At 68.7% G+C, this 15,758-nt stretch carries 15 protein-coding genes; 4 read left to right on the top strand and 11 right to left on the bottom strand.

Going from position 1 to position 15,758, the window contains the following annotated elements:
- Positions 1 to 10: 10 nt before the first annotated feature.
- From VIM26_RS17330 to VIM26_RS17300, 7 genes are all read right to left on the bottom strand, one after another.
- Positions 11 to 1,507, bottom strand: coding sequence for a sensor histidine kinase (locus tag VIM26_RS17330; protein ID WP_331953439.1), 1,497 nt, complete (start codon positions 1,505 to 1,507; stop codon positions 11 to 13).
- 1 nt (position 1,508) lies between these two features.
- Positions 1,509 to 1,943 carry a response regulator gene (locus tag VIM26_RS17325; RefSeq protein WP_331953437.1) on the bottom strand — a complete coding sequence of 145 codons (435 nt, stop codon included), beginning with the start codon at positions 1,941 to 1,943 and terminating at the stop codon, positions 1,509 to 1,511.
- Positions 1,936 to 3,399 (bottom strand): PAS domain S-box protein, encoded by a 1,464-nt coding sequence (locus tag VIM26_RS17320; RefSeq protein ID WP_331953435.1) that lies wholly within the window; start codon positions 3,397 to 3,399, stop codon positions 1,936 to 1,938. Before VIM26_RS17320 ends, VIM26_RS17325 begins: the two co-directional genes overlap by 8 nt.
- A gap of 373 nt (positions 3,400 to 3,772) precedes the next feature.
- Positions 3,773 to 5,860, bottom strand: a complete 2,088-nt coding sequence (locus tag VIM26_RS17315; protein WP_331953433.1) for a putative bifunctional diguanylate cyclase/phosphodiesterase — start codon at positions 5,858 to 5,860, stop codon at positions 3,773 to 3,775.
- Between the two features lie 67 nt (positions 5,861 to 5,927).
- Positions 5,928 to 6,125, bottom strand: coding sequence for a hypothetical protein (locus tag VIM26_RS17310; protein ID WP_331953431.1), 198 nt, complete (start codon positions 6,123 to 6,125; stop codon positions 5,928 to 5,930).
- Between the two features lie 265 nt (positions 6,126 to 6,390).
- Positions 6,391 to 8,445 carry an FAD-binding protein gene (locus VIM26_RS17305; protein WP_331953429.1) on the bottom strand — a complete coding sequence of 685 codons (2,055 nt, stop codon included), beginning with the start codon at positions 8,443 to 8,445 and terminating at the stop codon, positions 6,391 to 6,393.
- A gap of 70 nt (positions 8,446 to 8,515) precedes the next feature.
- Positions 8,516 to 9,289 carry a 3-ketoacyl-ACP reductase gene (locus tag VIM26_RS17300; RefSeq protein ID WP_331953427.1) on the bottom strand — a complete coding sequence of 258 codons (774 nt, stop codon included), beginning with the start codon at positions 9,287 to 9,289 and terminating at the stop codon, positions 8,516 to 8,518.
- A gap of 220 nt (positions 9,290 to 9,509) precedes the next feature.
- Between VIM26_RS17300 and VIM26_RS17295 the strand changes: the two genes are divergently transcribed.
- On the top strand, positions 9,510 to 10,244 hold the full coding sequence (locus VIM26_RS17295) for a Clp protease N-terminal domain-containing protein (protein ID WP_331953425.1): 735 nt from the start codon (positions 9,510 to 9,512) through the stop codon (positions 10,242 to 10,244).
- 10 nt (positions 10,245 to 10,254) lie between these two features.
- Positions 10,255 to 10,704 (top strand): VOC family protein, encoded by a 450-nt coding sequence (locus VIM26_RS17290; protein WP_331953423.1) that lies wholly within the window; start codon positions 10,255 to 10,257, stop codon positions 10,702 to 10,704.
- A 108-nt stretch (positions 10,705 to 10,812) separates the two neighbouring features.
- On the opposite strand, the gene VIM26_RS17285 is transcribed toward VIM26_RS17290, so the two are convergent.
- From VIM26_RS17285 to VIM26_RS17275, 3 genes are all read right to left on the bottom strand, one after another.
- Positions 10,813 to 11,724, bottom strand: coding sequence for an intradiol ring-cleavage dioxygenase (locus tag VIM26_RS17285; RefSeq protein ID WP_331953421.1), 912 nt, complete (start codon positions 11,722 to 11,724; stop codon positions 10,813 to 10,815).
- A gap of 116 nt (positions 11,725 to 11,840) precedes the next feature.
- The gene (locus VIM26_RS17280) at positions 11,841 to 12,197 is read right to left on the bottom strand and encodes an iron chaperone (RefSeq protein ID WP_331953419.1); all 357 of its coding nucleotides are present in this window, start codon (positions 12,195 to 12,197) and stop codon (positions 11,841 to 11,843) included.
- A gap of 3 nt (positions 12,198 to 12,200) precedes the next feature.
- Positions 12,201 to 14,144, bottom strand: a complete 1,944-nt coding sequence (locus VIM26_RS17275; protein WP_331953417.1) for an acyl-CoA dehydrogenase family protein — start codon at positions 14,142 to 14,144, stop codon at positions 12,201 to 12,203.
- A 258-nt stretch (positions 14,145 to 14,402) separates the two neighbouring features.
- Here VIM26_RS17275 and VIM26_RS17270 point away from each other — a divergent pair, with 258 nt between their 5' ends.
- Positions 14,403 to 14,957: an NUDIX hydrolase gene (locus tag VIM26_RS17270; RefSeq protein WP_331953415.1), complete on the top strand. Its 555-nt coding sequence runs from the start codon at positions 14,403 to 14,405 to the stop codon at positions 14,955 to 14,957.
- On the opposite strand, the gene VIM26_RS27140 is transcribed toward VIM26_RS17270, so the two are convergent.
- The gene (locus VIM26_RS27140) at positions 14,880 to 15,323 is read right to left on the bottom strand and encodes a hypothetical protein (RefSeq protein WP_414696511.1); all 444 of its coding nucleotides are present in this window, start codon (positions 15,321 to 15,323) and stop codon (positions 14,880 to 14,882) included. The genes VIM26_RS17270 and VIM26_RS27140 overlap by 78 nt on opposite strands.
- Here VIM26_RS27140 and VIM26_RS17265 point away from each other — a divergent pair.
- Positions 15,267 to 15,419, top strand: coding sequence for a hypothetical protein (locus VIM26_RS17265; RefSeq protein ID WP_331953413.1), 153 nt, complete (start codon positions 15,267 to 15,269; stop codon positions 15,417 to 15,419). The genes VIM26_RS27140 and VIM26_RS17265 overlap by 57 nt on opposite strands.
- Positions 15,420 to 15,758: the final 339 nt, after the last annotated feature.

Below are 15,758 nucleotides of genomic sequence, written 5' to 3'. Positions count from 1 at the left end.
CCGGCCTTCGCTAGGCCTGGGCCAGGGCATCACTCGTCAGAATCGGGACGGTGAACGCCACCGTCGTACCGACCCCCAGCGTGCTCTCGATCCAGATCGAACCGCCCTGCCGCTCGATCAGGTCCCGGCAGATGTACAGACCCAGGCCGAGCCCGTTGCGGGCCTGATGATCGCCCTGCCCTGCCTGGAAGAATCGTTCGAACACATGGGCCGCGTCCTCGGGACAGATCCCAGATCCGGTATCTCGAACACTCACCCTGACGACGTCGCCTTGTGCCTCCGCCTCGATCCTGATCTCCCCACCCTCCGGCGTGAATCGGAGGCCGTTCTCAAGCAGGTTGACGAGCACCTCACGAATTCGCTCGGCATCAGCGAACACGACCGGAAGCTCACCGACATCCGCGGCGAGACGCACGCCTCGGTGTTCCGCAAGCAGACGGTAGTCAGCGACCGTATCGACGAGGACCGCTCGCAGGGCGATCGGCAGGCTGTCGATCGCCACGACGCCGCGTTCCGTCTGAGCCGCCAGCAGCAGATCGTCGATCATGGCCTTGAGCTGTCCCACGTTGCGCATCAGCACCGTCAGGAATTCCTGTTGATCAGTTGACAGCGGTCCGGCCGTCTCGTCCAGCAGCAACGAAGCAAACTGGTGCACCACCGCGAGCGGCGCCCTCAGTTCGTGCGAAACGTGCGAGAGGAAGAGATCCCGTCCCGCTTCGGCTTCCTTCGTCGCGGTGATGTCCACGAACTGTCCGATGAAATATAGCGGGCGTCGTGCCGAATCGGACAGCAAGGAAACACCCAGATACACCCACACGGTATGGCCATCCGCCCGAATGAATCGGGTTTCGGCCGGCTCTACCCTCGGATATCCCGCCAACAGGCGCGTGAAGACGTCCAACGTCCGCACGTTATCGATCGGGTGAGTGAATGCTGAGACGGTCGATCTGAGCAGGCTGGACTGAGTCCGACCAAGGAGCTCGCGCAGCGTCCGATTTACTTGAACAAACCGACCGGCGAGACTGATCACGGCCATACCTGAAGGAGCGTTCTCAAACGCACTCCTGAACCGCTCGTTCGCGGCGCGGGCAGACTCCTCGATCTGGGCCGAGAGCCGCCGCTGTTCCGCCTCCGCCAACGCTCGACGGATCACCGGGCCAAGCCTGTCCAGACGATGTTTCAGCACGTAGTCGGTGGCGCCGCTGCGGAGCAGCTCTACCGCGCGTTCTTCGCCGACGGTACCCGAGACGACGATGAAACCGACGTCGGACGAGGTCTGCCGAGTCAGCGAAAGTGCCGCAAGAGCATCGAACGGCGGCGCGAACGCGTCGACGGCGTTCAGCGTATTGTCGGACAGCACCAGGTCGGGACTGAAGTCCTGCAAGGCCGAGGCGAAGCCATCCTTGGTCTCAACTCGCAGAACCCGGGGAATAAACCCCGCACGATGGATCTCGCGCTCGATCAGCTCGGCGTCGTTCGGACTGTCCTCCAACAGGAGGATCTTCACGTCAGTCATTAGGCGCCGTATTCAGCACGAACCAGTACAGGCCCAACTCGACCACTGCCCGCGCGAAGTTCTCGAATTCGACCGGCTTGACGATATAGCTGTTCACTCCGAGCTCGTAGGTCGACGCGATGTCCCGCTCCTCGGCCGAGGACGTAAGGACCACCACCGGAACGCGGCGCGTCTCCTCGTTCTCCTTGAAGCGGCGCAACACCTCGATTCCATCAACCTTCGGGAGCTTCAGGTCGAGCAGCACGAGTCGGGGTTTGGGCAGCCCACGCCGCTCGAGGTAGGCGCCGGTGCCGAACATGAACTCGAGCGCCTCCGCGCCATCGCCCACCACCACCACGCTGTTTCCCAGGTTTCCCTTCTTCAGCGCTCGCACCGTGAGCTCGGCATCGTTCGGGTTGTCCTCGATCAGCAGGATCGTGTCAGGCATCGGTGAGCTCCTCATTCGCACTCGGAAAGGCCACGTAGACCGTTGCACCTTGGCCCACGCTCCCGTCGGCCCAGACCTGCCCCCCGTGCCGGCGGACGATTCGCTGCACGATCGCCAGTCCCACTCCGGTGCCCTCGAACTCCGCAGGGTGAAGTCGCTGAAACACCTGGAACATCTTCTCCTCGTACGCCTTGTCGAAGCCGACGCCGTTGTCCTTGACCCAGATGATCTTCCGGTCATCTTCGACATCCCCGCCGATATCGATCCGCGCGTGCTCTCGGGGTGCGGTGAACTTGATCGCATTGGATACCAGGTTGACGAACACCTGACGGATCAGCGCGTTGTCGCCGTGGATGGTCGGGAGCGACCCGATCACCACGGCGAGGTCTCGTTCCGCATAGGTCGGCGCGAGTTCTCGGATCACTGAGGTGAACACTTTGGCGGGATCGATCTCCTGCCTTTCGATAGGATGCCGTCCGACTCGCGAGAAGGCTAAGAGATCGTCGATCAGCCTGGCCATCTCCGTCGTCGCCCGACGAATGACGTTGAGCAACCGCAGCCCTTCGGCGTCGAGGCGGTCGCCATACTCCTCGAGGACAATGCGAGAGAAACCGTCGATCGCCCGCAGCGGAGCGCGAAGGTCATGCGAGACCGAATACGAAAAACTCTCCAGCTGCTCGATTGCTTCGTCCAACTTCGTTGTGCGCTGATCCAACTGCTCGACCCGCGCCTCGATCTTCTTGCGTTCGGTGATGTCCCGGACCGCCGCGGTCACCAAGAGGCCGTCCTCGGTCTCGACGGACGACAAACTCATGTCCACCGGGAACTCACTACCGTCCCGGCGCCGCCCGCTCAGGTTCAGACCCGCTCCCATCGCTCTCGTCCGCGGGTCTGCGAAGTAGCGGGTCCGATTCGCGGGGTGAACGGCTCGGAACGACTCTGGCACCAGCATCTCGATCGACTCACCGACCAGCTCGCCACGGCTGTACCCGAAAAGCGACTCCGTCTGCCGATTCACGAAGCGGATCGTGCCCGTCGAGTCGACCCCGACCATCGCGTCCGGCGCCGCCTCCAACAGGCTTTCGAACTTCGCCTCGATCTTCTTGCGTTCGGTGATGTCCCGGACCGCCGCGGTCACCAAGAGGCCGTCCTCGGTCTCGATCGACGACAAGCTGATGTCCACAGGGAACTCACTACCGTCCCGGCGCCGCCCGCTCAGATTCAGACCCGCTCCCATCGCTCTCGTCCGCGGGTCTGCGAAGTAGCCCGTCCGATTCGCGGGGTGAACGGCTCGGAACGACTCGGGCACCAGCGTCTCGATCGACTCACCGACCAGCTCGCCACGGCTGTACCCGAAAAGCGACTCCGTCTGCCGATTCACGAAGCGGATCGTGCCCGTCGAGTCGACCCCGACCATCGCGTCCGGCGCCGCCTCCAACAGGCTCTCGAACTTCACATCGTCACCCAACCGGGGCCGCGGAACATTGTTCAAAGGTGGCCGGGGCATCTCGCTCCCTTCGAGCCATGGCAGACCTCTTACGCTGGAATCCAACGCTACGCCGGTTTGTCCTGGCCGCGACCATCGGGAGTCCGAGCATCTGGGGCACTCTCCGCGACTGATCCGCCCTCACCATAAGAGCGCAGAATAGGAAGCATCCCCCGCGCCGCGAACGCTGAGTTCGCTATTTCGTCTCGAGTTCGCCGGTTTCGACGGGCGAACTCGCTTTGGAATGGCGAACTCGAGCACCGCGAGCCGCCGAGCCAACGATTTCCGTTGAGGGCGAACGTCGCACTCGTCGACGCCGTCGGGCCGGGTGCCCCGCGCTCGGTCACGAGCGTGGGGCACCGACGAGGAACCGCCGGGCGTCAGGCGCGGGGAGGGCCTTGGCGAAGAGATAGCCCTGCGCATGGTCGCAGCCGAGGCTTTGCAGCAATGCCAGCTGCTCGGTCGTCTCGACGCCTTCCGCGACCACCGCGAGCCCCAGGCTGCGCGCGAGTCCGACGATGGCGGTCACGATGGCCAAGTTCATCGGGTCCCGGCCGAGTCCCTGGATGAAGACCATGTCGATCTTCAGTGCGTCGGGTCGGAACTGGACCAGGTAGTTGAGGGACGCATAGCCGGTACCGAAGTCGTCGATGCTGACGTGTACCCCGTGCTTACGCAGCGAGGCCGTGGCCAGTGTCATCGCCTCGGCGGCGACGACGAGCATGCTCTCGGTCACCTCCAGGCAGAGGCGGGCCGGGTCGAGTCCGGTCTGTGCCAGGACTCTCGCCACACATCCGCCGAATCCCGGGTCCGCAATCTGCCGCGCTGACACGTTCACCGAGACGACCGGGCTCCGCCTGGTCGTACGCCAGCTCGCCGCCTCCCGGCACGCTTGCTCGAGCACCCAGGCGCCGAGCGGAACGATCAGACCGGTCTCCTCGGCGAGCGGGACAAACTCGTTCGGCCCGACCAGTCCTCGCTCGGGATGACGCCACCGAACGAGCGCCTCGAACCCATAAAGGTCGCCACTGCTCACGGCGACCTGCGGCTGGTAGTAGACGCACAGCTCGCCGCCGTCCAGAGCCCGGCGCAGGCCGGCCGCCGCACTGAAACGGCTCACGACCCGCGCGCGCAGGGCGTCGTCGAACACGACGTAACGTGCTCGGCCGAGCTCCTTGGCCCGGTGCATCGCGGCGTCCGCGTCCTGCAGGACGTCGTGCGCCTGCACCCGCGGCCCGGACGCCGTCGCGATCCCCACACTCGCCGTGACCGTGAGCCGATTGCCGGCAACCTCGAACGGCGCGGCCATGGTCTCGGCCACCCGCCGAGCCAGCGCCGTCACATCCGGCTCCTGATCTGGTCCGTCGCACACGAGCACGAACTCGTCGCCCCCGAAGCGACCGATCGTGTCTCCTTCGCGGACCATCTCACGCAGCCGCTTCGCGACGGCGACGAGCACGATGTCGCCCGCCCCATGGCCGAGACTCTCATTGACCAGATTGAAGTGATCCAGGTCGATGAACAGGACCGTGACGCGTCCATGGGTGCGTCGCCGCTGGCTCAGGGCATGGGTGAGGCGGTCGTCGATCAACGTGCGGTTCGGCAGACCGGTGAGCTGGTCGTAGAGCGAGCGTTGCATCAGGGCCGCCTCGGCGTCCTTGGTGGCCGTGACGTCCACGAACTGGCCGACGAACTGGACCGGCAGCTCGTCGGCTCCGCTCAGCCGGGAGACGCCGAACAGCACCCACACCGCGTGCCCGTCGCCGTGCAGGAATCGCCGGACGATCGGGGCGCCCCGAGGGTTCCCGGTCAGCAGGCCCCGCAGGACGCCGGCGGTTCGCTCCTGGTCGAGCGGATGCACCACGTCGGGCAGGGTCGACGCGAGCAGGTCCTGCTCCGCACGTCCCAGGAGCGCACAGAGCGCCTCGTTGACCCGGATGAGTCGACCATCCAGACCGATCACGGCCATCCCTGCGACGGCGGACTCGAACGCAATCCTGAAACGCTCGTTCGCCGCCAGGAGGGCGAGTCCAGCATCGCGAGACTCGCGCCGCTGCTCGCGCTCCGCGAGGGCTCGGAGCGCCACCGGAGCGAGCTTGGCCAAGTGACTCTTCAGGACGTAGTCCGTCGCACCGCTCGTGAGCAGCTGGACCGCGAGCTCCTCACCGATGCTGCCCGACACGACGATGAAGCCGGCGTCGGAGTGCGCCTGGCGGGTCAGCTCGAGCGCGGAGAGCGCGTCGAAGGAGGGCACGGAGTTGTTGGAGAGCACCAGATCGGGTTGGAGCTCTCGCAGCGCGGACGTGAAGGCATTCTTGGTCTGGACCTGCACGCAGCGGAACCCGATCCCGGACCCTCGGAGCTCGTGCTCGATGAGCGCTGCGTCGATCGCGCGGTACTCGAGGATAAGGATCCGGACCTCGGTACTCATCGGACGGCGCTCCGTGAGCGCGACAATGTGTTCGTGACCATGAGTCTCGCCGCCGGCTGCGATGCCTCTAGGCCCGGTCCGCGACGCCGGTCTCGGCGGACACCGATCGGATGCCCACCGGGAACTCGCTGCCGCACCGGCGCCGGCCACCCGGATCGAGACCGGCACTCATGGCCCGCGTCCGGAAACCCGCGAAGTAGCGCTCGAACGTTGCCTCGCTGTCCAACCCGGCCCCCGCGGAGATCTTGGAAGGTTGCCGGGGCATCTCGCTCCCTTCAGGCCATGGCAGACCCCAAACTCTGGCACCCAACGCTACGCCGGTTCTCACCGGATGCAACGACCGGGAGTCGGAGCGTCTCGCGGACCGTGAACAGGCGACTTCACCCCGCGACCGCTGCGCGCCGAGTTCGCCATATCGTTGCGAGTTCGCCGTTTTCGACCGACGAACTCGCCCCAAAATGGCGAACTCGAGTCACTTGAGCCGTCGGCACCTCGGTTTCCGTGGCAGTGCTGGACGAGTCGGTTTGCGGTCAGAAGATGTTCCGGTGCTCGCGGTACTCGCGCCAGACGTTCTCGAAGAAGTCGTCGTCCGCCGGCATCGGGCGCACGGGACGCCAGGTGAGCTCGGCCGTCCCGGCAGGGTCGCCCGCGCCCTCCCCCGGGAACCACGCGGCCTCCTGGATCTCCCCGTCCAGCTCGCCGCCGTCGAGCCGGAACCGGAAGAGCTCCGGCAGGTCGAGCTCATCGGCTGCGCCCGGCCCGTACCCGACGACCGGCAGCGAACCTGCCTGGTCGGTGTAGAGCACCGAGCCGCGCGAACGCCCGCCGTGCGTGGTGTAGTCGGCCATCGCGGAGAGGTAGACGTAGGCGGTCGTCAGGATGTCGCGGACCAGGAAGGTGCGGTTCACCGCGCGCCGCGACCCGGCGTCGGCCGTGACCAGGTCGCAGTACCCGGCGAGCCACTCGTGCACCTGGACGAGCGCCTCCTGGATGGACTCACGCGAACGCACCGGCCCCGCCTTCGCGCTCAGCAGCTCGCCGACGTCGCGCAGCAGGTCACCGGTGTTGTCGCGGAGCCCCGCGGCGCCGCGCGCGGTGGCCTGCGCCACGAGCCCGACGGCGGCCGCCAGCACCGGCTCGGCAACGGCCACGAACGAGGCCTCCGCCACCGGATCGGCCTCGCGGCGCGCGGCGATGAACTGAGCGGCGCGCGTCGCGCCGACCTGTCCGCTGTTCAGCGCCGCACCGCCCGGCCGGTAGACCCCGTGCGCTCCCCCGGCCTCACCGACCGGGAAGAACCCGGCGATGTTGGACTGCCACCAGGCGTCCACGACCAGCCCGCCGTTGTTGTGCTGCGCGCACACGTCGATCTCGAGCAGCTCGGTGGCGAGGTCCACGCACGGGTTCTTCTGCAGGTAGAACTCGTACGCGGGGGCGTTCATGTGCTTGAGCCGCTCGATCGGGGTGCCGAACAACACCCCGGCACGCTCGAGGTACTCGCGGGCCTCGGGCGAGAGCTCGCCCGGCTCGAGGTCGGCGCGCATCGGGTTGCTGCGGAAGTCCAGGAAGACCCGCCGCCCGCGCAGCACGGTCTCGCGGTAGACCAGCAGGTCGATCAGCGAGGAGCCGCTCGCCGCCTTGCGGATGTCGAACGGCCACTGGTAGCCCTTGAGGAAGATCATCGACAGCTGGCGGCCGTAGTCGGGAATCGTCTCGGTGAGGAACTCGCGCTCGTCGCCGCCGTCGGCGTCGGTCGACACGAAACGGGGCAGGACCTGCATGTACGTGCCCGACACGTTCCACCGCGGCTTGATCGACCCGAGCCCGAACTGCCACTCGGTGAGGTTCTTGCCCCGGACCCCCGCGCGGTACGCGGCCCCGGACGCGCCCCACTGACCGTTCGGGAAGACCCGCGTCGCATACATCCCGGCGGGCCCGCCGGTCGCGTAGACGAGGTTCGTGCAGCGGAACAGCAGGAACGGGCTCCGGTCGCCGGTGACGCGCACGTCGGTGCGCAGCACGAGCAGCCCGGCCACCGCGCCGTCGTGCACGATGACGTCCACGACGCGGCAGTCGTCGAAGATCCGGGTTCCGTTCCGGGCGACCTTCTTCTCGAGCTGCTCGACCATGCTCCGCGAGGTGTACGGCCCGACCGACGTCGCCCGGCGGCGGGGGTCGTGGTCGGTCTTGTAGCCGATGAACTCCCCGAACCGGTTCTGCGGGAACGGCACGCCGAGCTCGCACAACCGCAGGAAGCCGCGCGCCGAGAGCGCCGCCTCGACGAGCGCGTTGTCGCCGTCCATCGCGCCGCCCGCGAACAGCGTCTGCGCCATCTCGCGCACCGAGTCGCCGTCGTGGCCGGACAGCGTCATCTTGTAGTAGGTCTGCTTGTCCGAGCCCGCGTTGCGCGAGGTGCCGGCACCGATCTTGTCCGTGACCATGACCACGTCGTGCTGCCCGAACTCCCAGAGCCGGTCCGCGGCGCAGAAGCCCGCCGACCCGGTGCCGACCACGACGGTGTTGACCGTGACGACCGGGACCTCGCGGCCGGCGATCCGCAGGATGTCGGGGTCATGGGTGCTCATCGAGGGCTCTCCTTGGTCGGACGCATGGCGGGCGGGGCGTTCACAGGCTGGGCATTCACCGGCGGGGCGTTCACAGGCGGGCGATGTGCATCCCGCCGTCGACGTGGAAGATCTCGCCGGTGGAGTACGGCGTGGCGCCGGCCACCAGCATCCCGACCGCCCCGCCGACGTCGGCCGCGCGTCCCCAGCGGGGCATCGGCGCCAAGCCCGCGGCGAACAGCGCGTCGTACTTCGGCCGTGCGCCCGCGGTCATGTCGGTGCTGATGACTCCGGGGCGCACCTCGTAGACGACGATCCCCTCGGGTGCGAGGCGCGCGGCCCACAGCTGGGTGGCCATCGCGACGCCCGCCTTGGAGACGCAGTACTCGCCGCGGTTGGTCGAGACCGTCGTGGCGGAGATCGAGGACACGTTGACGATCGTCGCGACCGGGCTCTCGGGCGGCGCGTCGAGCGGCCCGCGCAGGGCGATCACCGCACGCGCGAACGCTTGGGTGAGGAAGTACGGCCCGCGCAGGTTGATCCCGAGCACCCGGTCGAAGCTCTCGGCGTCCGCGTCCAGCAGGTCCGCGCGTACCGTCGGGCCGACGCCGGCGTTATTGACCAGCACGTCCAACCGGCCCCACGCGCCGACGGCGTCCTGCACGTAGCGCTCGTGATCGCCCTGGTCCGCGACGTCCCCGCGCACGTAGCGGACCTCGCCGAGCTCGCGCAGCTCGGCGAGGACGTCGGCCGGCTCCTCGCGCGTGGCGAGGATCGAGACCGCGAAGCCGTCCGCGAGCAGCCGGCGCGTGATGCCCTGCCCGATCCCGCGGTTGCCCCCGGTGACCAGCGCGACTCTCGGCATCGATGCTCCTCGGTGAACGTGATCGGTCCCGTGGCCGGTGACGGGTGCGATCGTGTCACGCATCTCACGGCCGGGCAAGCGCTTTCCGGCATGGGACAACCGGGGTCGCCTGCGCAGTGAGGGCGAGACCGGCCGCACGAGCCGACGGCGCGACCGCGAGCGCGATCCCTTCGTCAACCAAGGGTTGACGCCTTGGGCATCGTCAACCTAAGGTTGACGCATGACAACTCCAGTTCAGATGACCGGTGTCCGCCTCGACGACCTGATCGCCGCCATCACGAAGATTCACCCCGACGCCGCCCTCGACCAGCTGTCCGACGCCGTCCTCGCCGCCGACGCGCTCGGCGAGCTGGCCGACCACCTCATCGGCCACTTCGTCGACCAGGCTCGGCGCTCGGGCGCGTCCTGGACCGACATCGGCCGGAGCATGGGCGTGAGCAAACAGGCCGTGCAGAAGCGTTTCGTCCCGAAGGGCCCCGACGAGCCGTCAGACCTGAAATCCAGTGACGGCTTCAGCCGGTTCACCGACCAGGCACGCAATGTCGTGGTGACCGCGCAGAACGAGGCCCGCGCGGCGGGCAACCTCGAGATCCGCCCCGAGCACCTGGTGCTGGGGCTGCTCGGCGAGCCGGACGACCTCGCCGCGGCGTCGATCCTCGCGCAGGGCGTGCCGCTGGACGAGGTCCGGCAAGCCGCGGTGTCCGCGCTGCCGGCCGCGGTCGACGACGTTCCGGCCCTCATCCCGTTCGACGCCGCCGCGCGCAAGGCCCTCGAGCTCACCTTCCGGGAGGCCCTGCGGATGAACCACCACGAGATCGGGACGGAGCACCTCCTGCTCGCGCTGCTCGAGGTCGAGAACGGCTCGGGCGTGCTCAGCGGCCTCGGCGTCGACAAGGGAGCCGCGGAAGCCCACATCACGAGCGCCGCCGCCCGTGCGCGGGAGTCGTGCGGGTAGGGTCCGAACGATGGAACGCCGAGTAAGTCTCATCACGCTGGGTGTCACCGATCTGCAGCGCGCGCGAGAGTTCTACCGGCGGCTCGGCTGGCAGGGCCAGGAGACCGAGGAGACCGTCTTCATCCAGGCGGGCGCACTGGGCCTGGTCCTGTGGAGCCGCGCCAAGCTCGCGCTCGACGCCGGCGTCCCCGACGAGCGCGTGCCCGACGGCGGCCCGCCCGGCTTCGGCGGCATGGTGCTCGCGCACAACGTCCGATCGCCGGCCGAGGTCGACGAGGTGATGGCGACCGCGCGGACCGCGGGCGCCACCATCACCTGTCCGGCGGCCACGACGTTCTACGGCGGTTACGCGGGCTACTTCGCCGACCCGGACGGCCACCTGTGGGAGATCGCGCACAACCCAGGCTTCCCGCTCGCGCCGGACGGCTCGATCACCATCCCCGACTTCGGCCCGGAGTAGCGGTTCGGGTCCCGGTGGGCCGGCTGCCGGCTCGACCCGGTGCGGCCGGCGCCGACTCGGCCCCGATGCGCCGACCTCCGGCTCAGCCCCGGTACGCGAGCCCCGTGCTCACACGCCGATGGTGAGCGCTGCGGTGTAGCCCTTGGTCGGATCGCCGGTCATCGTCGCGATCTGGTGGATCCCGCCGTCGTCGCCGAACACGTTGTCCGAGGCGAGGCTGACGGACGCGAGATTCGAGACGCTCTGCTCGTAACCGCTGGTCGCATACACGAGCTCGCACGTCTCCTTGGGCAGGGCGATCTGGGAGGTCTTGACGATCGGCCCCGACACGACCGCCGTCGCGACGTCCTTGTAGACCTCGAAGTGGATGTGCGGCCAGCGCCCGGGGTAGCAGGCCGGATAGATCGAGGTGAAGGTCGCGGTGCCCGACGCGTCGAGCTGCTGGACCCCGCGCAGGTAGTTCTCCACGCTCAGCCCCTGGCTGTACAGCGAGTAGCCGCCGTCCCGGTCGCAGTGCCACAGGTAGACCGCCGCGCCCTTCACGACGTCGCCCGAGGCGGCGTCGCGCACGGTGAGCGCGATGGCCAACGGGACGCCGGCCGCCGTCGTCGTCGAGGAACCGAAGCTCGACCGGATGTCCTTGCGCACGATCCCGGAGTCGTCCAGGACGTTCACGCCGTTCGACCCGTCACCGGGATAGGGCCCGCCGGTCTCGTCCGGCACCTCCGTCACCTCGCCCGCCGAGGTGTCGGTCGAGGCACTGTCGGTCGAGGCACTGTCGGTCGAGGCGGAGGACTCCGACGTCGGCGTGCCCTGGGAGATGCTGGCCGATTTCGTGCCCGACGACGAGTCCGCGACCCCGCAGGCCGCGAGCAGCCCGGCGGCGGTCGCCCCGCCGAACAGCCCGAGCACGCGGCGCCGGTCGATCAGGGTCCGCACGTCGTAGACGAGTCCGCGGTCCTCCTCGTCGATCTCGTGCCCGAGGTTGTCCAGCCAGCGCGGGGCGGGTCGATCCTTCATCGTCCGCGTCCTTCCGTTCCTCACGCGCCGTCTGCGCGTCCCGAGATCGTCCCCGACCAACCCTTGCCCACCCCTAGGAACCACCTGTGCGCTCCCTGTGCACGATCCAAACGGGGTCAGTGTGGGGCTACGGCGAGGGCCGTTAGGCGTTCGATCAAGGCGGTCGGGATGGGGTTCTTCAGGGGGAATCGGAGGGTGCTCTTGGCTGCTCGGTAGGGAGCCAGCTCGCGCTCGGTGGCTTCGTCCACCTCGGGGACCGGGTAGAGCGCGATGTGGTGCTTCCAGCCCGCGAAGTAGATCAGCGTCGTGCCGCCGAGCGTGATCGTGGGGATCTGGTAGCTGATCGTCTCCCCGGCGTCGGGCGCGGCCCGGTGGATCGCTCGTCGAACCTCCCGCAGGAGGACCTGTACCTCCGGCGGGAAGATGGCGATGTACGCGTCGATGCTCGCGAAGTGCTGTGGCACGCCGCTCACCCCTCAGCGGTACGTGCGGCGGACGGACGCTTTCGTGGAGGGGCCGGGTGCCGGGTCCGAGATCCACGGTCCGGTGCCCTCGGAGGCGTCGATCACGCCGTGCTCGAGCCAGGTCGCGTCGCCCTTCATCACGGCCCGGGCCAGGGCCTGGTCGCGCGCGTCGGTGCCTGAGCTGAGCTGCCGGAAGAGCTCGTCCACCCGCACCCGGGACTGCTCGCAGAAGGCCTCCGCGAGCCGGTACGCGGGGCGACCCTTGGTCGGGTCGGACGCCCGCAGCGCCTCGGCGTGCACGCAGACGGCGGACATCGCGAACAGCTCGGCGCCGATGTCCACGACCCGGCCGAGCAGCACCTGCTTCTGCTCGAGCCCGGCCTGGTGGCGCGCCATCGAGTAGAACGTGCGCCTCGCCAGGGCCCGGGACGAGCGTTCGACGTAGCGCAGCTGTCGGGCAAGGCGGCCGAACTCGCGGTACGCGCCCGGCACCGACCCCTTGCCGACGACGAGCCCCGGCAGCCACTGCGAGTAGAACCCGCTCGCGTGCACGGCGGATCGGGCCTTGTCCGGCAGGCTCGCGTCCGCGGACGCGAGGTCGCCGGCCGCCGCGAGGTGCGCGTCGACCGCCTCGCGCGCGATCACGAGCTTCATGATCTCCGAGGAGCCCTCGAAGATCCGGTTGATCCGCATGTCCCGCAGCAGCTGCTCGGCCGCGACCGCGCGCTCTCCGCGGGCCGCGAGGGAGTCCGCGGTCTCGTAGCCGCGCCCGCCGCGAATCTGCACCAGCTCGTCCGCGACGTTGTAGCCCATCTCGCTCGACCAGAGCTTGGCCAGGGCCGCCTCGATCCGGACGTCCTTCAGCCCGGCGTCGGCCAACGCCGCCGAGAGCTCGAACACGGCCTCCAGCGCGAAGGCCGTGGCGGCGATGAACGCGAGCTTCTTGCCGACCGCCTCGTGCCGCCCGATCGGCTTGCCCCACTGCACGCGTTCGGTGGACCACTCGCGGCCGATCTTCAGCGCCCACTTCCCGCCGGCCGCGCAGATGGCGGGGATGGACAGCCGGCCGGTGTTGAGGGTGGTCAGGGCGATCTTCAGGCCCTGACCCTCCTTGCCGAGCCGGTTCTCGACGGGCACGCGCACCTGGTGGAAGTGCGTCACGCCGTTCTCCATGCCCCGCAGTCCCATGAACTGGTTGCGGTTCTCCACGGTGATGCCGGGGCTGTCGGCCTCCACGACGAACGCGCTGATCCCGCCGCGACCGCCGTCGTGCTTGGGCACGGTCGCCATGACCACGAGCAGCTCGGCGATGGGGCCGTTCGTCGTCCAGAGCTTCACGCCGTCGAGCAGGTAGGCCGAGCCGTCGTCGGACAGGGTCGCGGTCGAACCCATGCGCGCGGGGTCGGAGCCGACGTCGGGCTCGGTCAGCAGGAAGGCCGAGATGGCGCCGCCCGCGCAGCGGGGCAGGTACTCGCGCTTCTGCGCCTCGGTGCCGAACATCTTCACCGGCTCCGGGACCCCGATCGACTGGTGCGCGGAGACCAGCGCCCCGAGACTCGGGTGCACCGAGCTGACCAGCATGAGCGCCCGGCCGTAGTGCACGAGCGGCAGCCCCAGCCCGCCGTAGTCGCGGGGGATCTTCATGCCGAACACGCCGAGGTCGGTCAGGCCCTTGAGGTAGTCGTCCGGGACCCAGTCCTCGCGCTCGATCAGGCGCCCGTCGAGCGTCTCGCAATACGCGGTCAGCCGGACGAGGAACTCCTCACCGCGCGCCGCCCCGTCCGGGCTCGCCTGCGGGAAGGGATGGATGAGTGAGAGATCGAAGTCGCCGAGGTACAGCCCCTTGGCGAAGCTCGGTCGACTCCACTCCGCCTCCCGGGCTGCCTCGACGATCTCGCGGGCCCGGCGCTCGCCCGGTTCCGCGGTCATGGTCCGTCGCACTGCCTTGATGCTCATCAGGCCCCCACCTCGCAGGCCTGCGCATGACAGGCGCTTGGGTTTTTCTTGATGCTACGGGAGAAGGGCAAGCCCGAGCAGGCGTTTGGGCGACCGGCTGGCGGGCGGGCGCCGACTGACGGGCGGGGACGAGATTCTTCGCCCGCGCCGCTGCCTCGCGCAGGGCGGGTGCCTGCTGACGGGCGCGCGCCGAGCTCGCGGCGGGCTCGCGGCGGGCTCGCGGCGGGCTCGCGGCGGGGCGTCACTAGGGTCACGGGGGTGACCGACTCTGGTGCTGTGCAGCGGTGGGACCTGCTGGGCGAGCGCGTCGTACTCGACGGATTTCGCCGGGTACTCTCGCGGCGGTACCGCATGCCGTCCGGCACCGAGTCCGACTGGGAGATTCTCGACGGCGGCCGGACCGTCGCCGTCGAGGCGGTCACCGAGGAGGGTCGCGTGCTCCTGGTCCGGCAGTTCCGGCCGGGACCGGGCCGGATCCTGCTGGAGATCCCGGGCGGCTACGTCGAGCAGGGCGAGTCGGTCGAGGACGCCGCGGCGCGCGAGCTGCTCGAGGAGACCGGCTTCAAGGCCGGTTCGCTCGAGGTGGTGGGCAAGTCCTGGCTCTCCGCGACCGCGACCAACGAGCGGTACGCGGTCGTCGCCCGAGACTGCCGGTGGGTCGCCGAGCCGACACCGGATGTGGACGAGTTCATCGAGCTGGTGGAGCTGTCCATGAGCGACTTCCTCCAGCACGCCCTATCCGGCCAGCTCACCGACGCCGACATCGCCCTGCGCGCCCTGGTAGCCCTGAACGTCCTCAACCCCACCCCCTGAACCCGACCGGGCGTTGCGCCACCCAACCCTCGCCAAGCCGAACCCTCTCAGATGCGCGCGTGCGGGACTTCTTTCCGGAAGAATCAGTGCGTCTCGCGCACATATCCTTCCCAAACCTGATTGCCGCCACCCGCTGGTGTGCCCGATCGGGGTCCGATGGCTCAGGATTCGGAAGAATCGGTGCGTCCCGCGCACACATCCTTCCCAAACCTGATCGCTGCCACCTTGGGTGAGGTCGGCCGGGTAGACCTTGTGTGCGGTCACTCCGTCCAGGACGGCCGAGCCGGCGCTCTTGAAGACCGTGAACTGGTGGGCGTTCTCGCGTCCGGCAACGGCACCGGTCGGGACGTCGCCGAGTTCGAGGATCGCGCCGGCGTCGAGCAAGCGGCCTCGATCGGGGCGACCAGGTCGCCCGGCGCGGCCACCAGGATCGAGCAACGTCCGAGCGTTGACGTCCTATAGGACGTCAACGCTCGGACGTTGCGGTTGGTGAGGTTCGGTCAGGTTGACGCCGTCGTCACGCCAGCGCCGAGCGGATTCGCTCGAGTGCGGCCGTTCTGCTGTCGGCCGCTCGAGTGCGGCCGTTCTGCTGTCGGCCGCTCGAGTGCGGGCGTTTTGCTGCCTGAATCGCCGAATAGGCAGCAGAACGCCCGCACTCGCCTGGAAACCAGGATCGACTCCCGCGAGTGCGCGATTTTGGCTGTTGGAAAGCGCTATCCAGCAGCCAAAATCGCGCAATCGCGTGAACGGGGGGGGTGGGAGGGCTCAGGTGGGCTGGTGCAGGGCTGTGCGGCCTAGGGC

This window comes from Pengzhenrongella sp., assembly GCF_036565025.1.
Taxonomy (GTDB): domain Bacteria; phylum Actinomycetota; class Actinomycetes; order Actinomycetales; family Cellulomonadaceae; genus Pengzhenrongella.
This window is presented reverse-complemented; position numbering and strand designations above follow the sequence as displayed.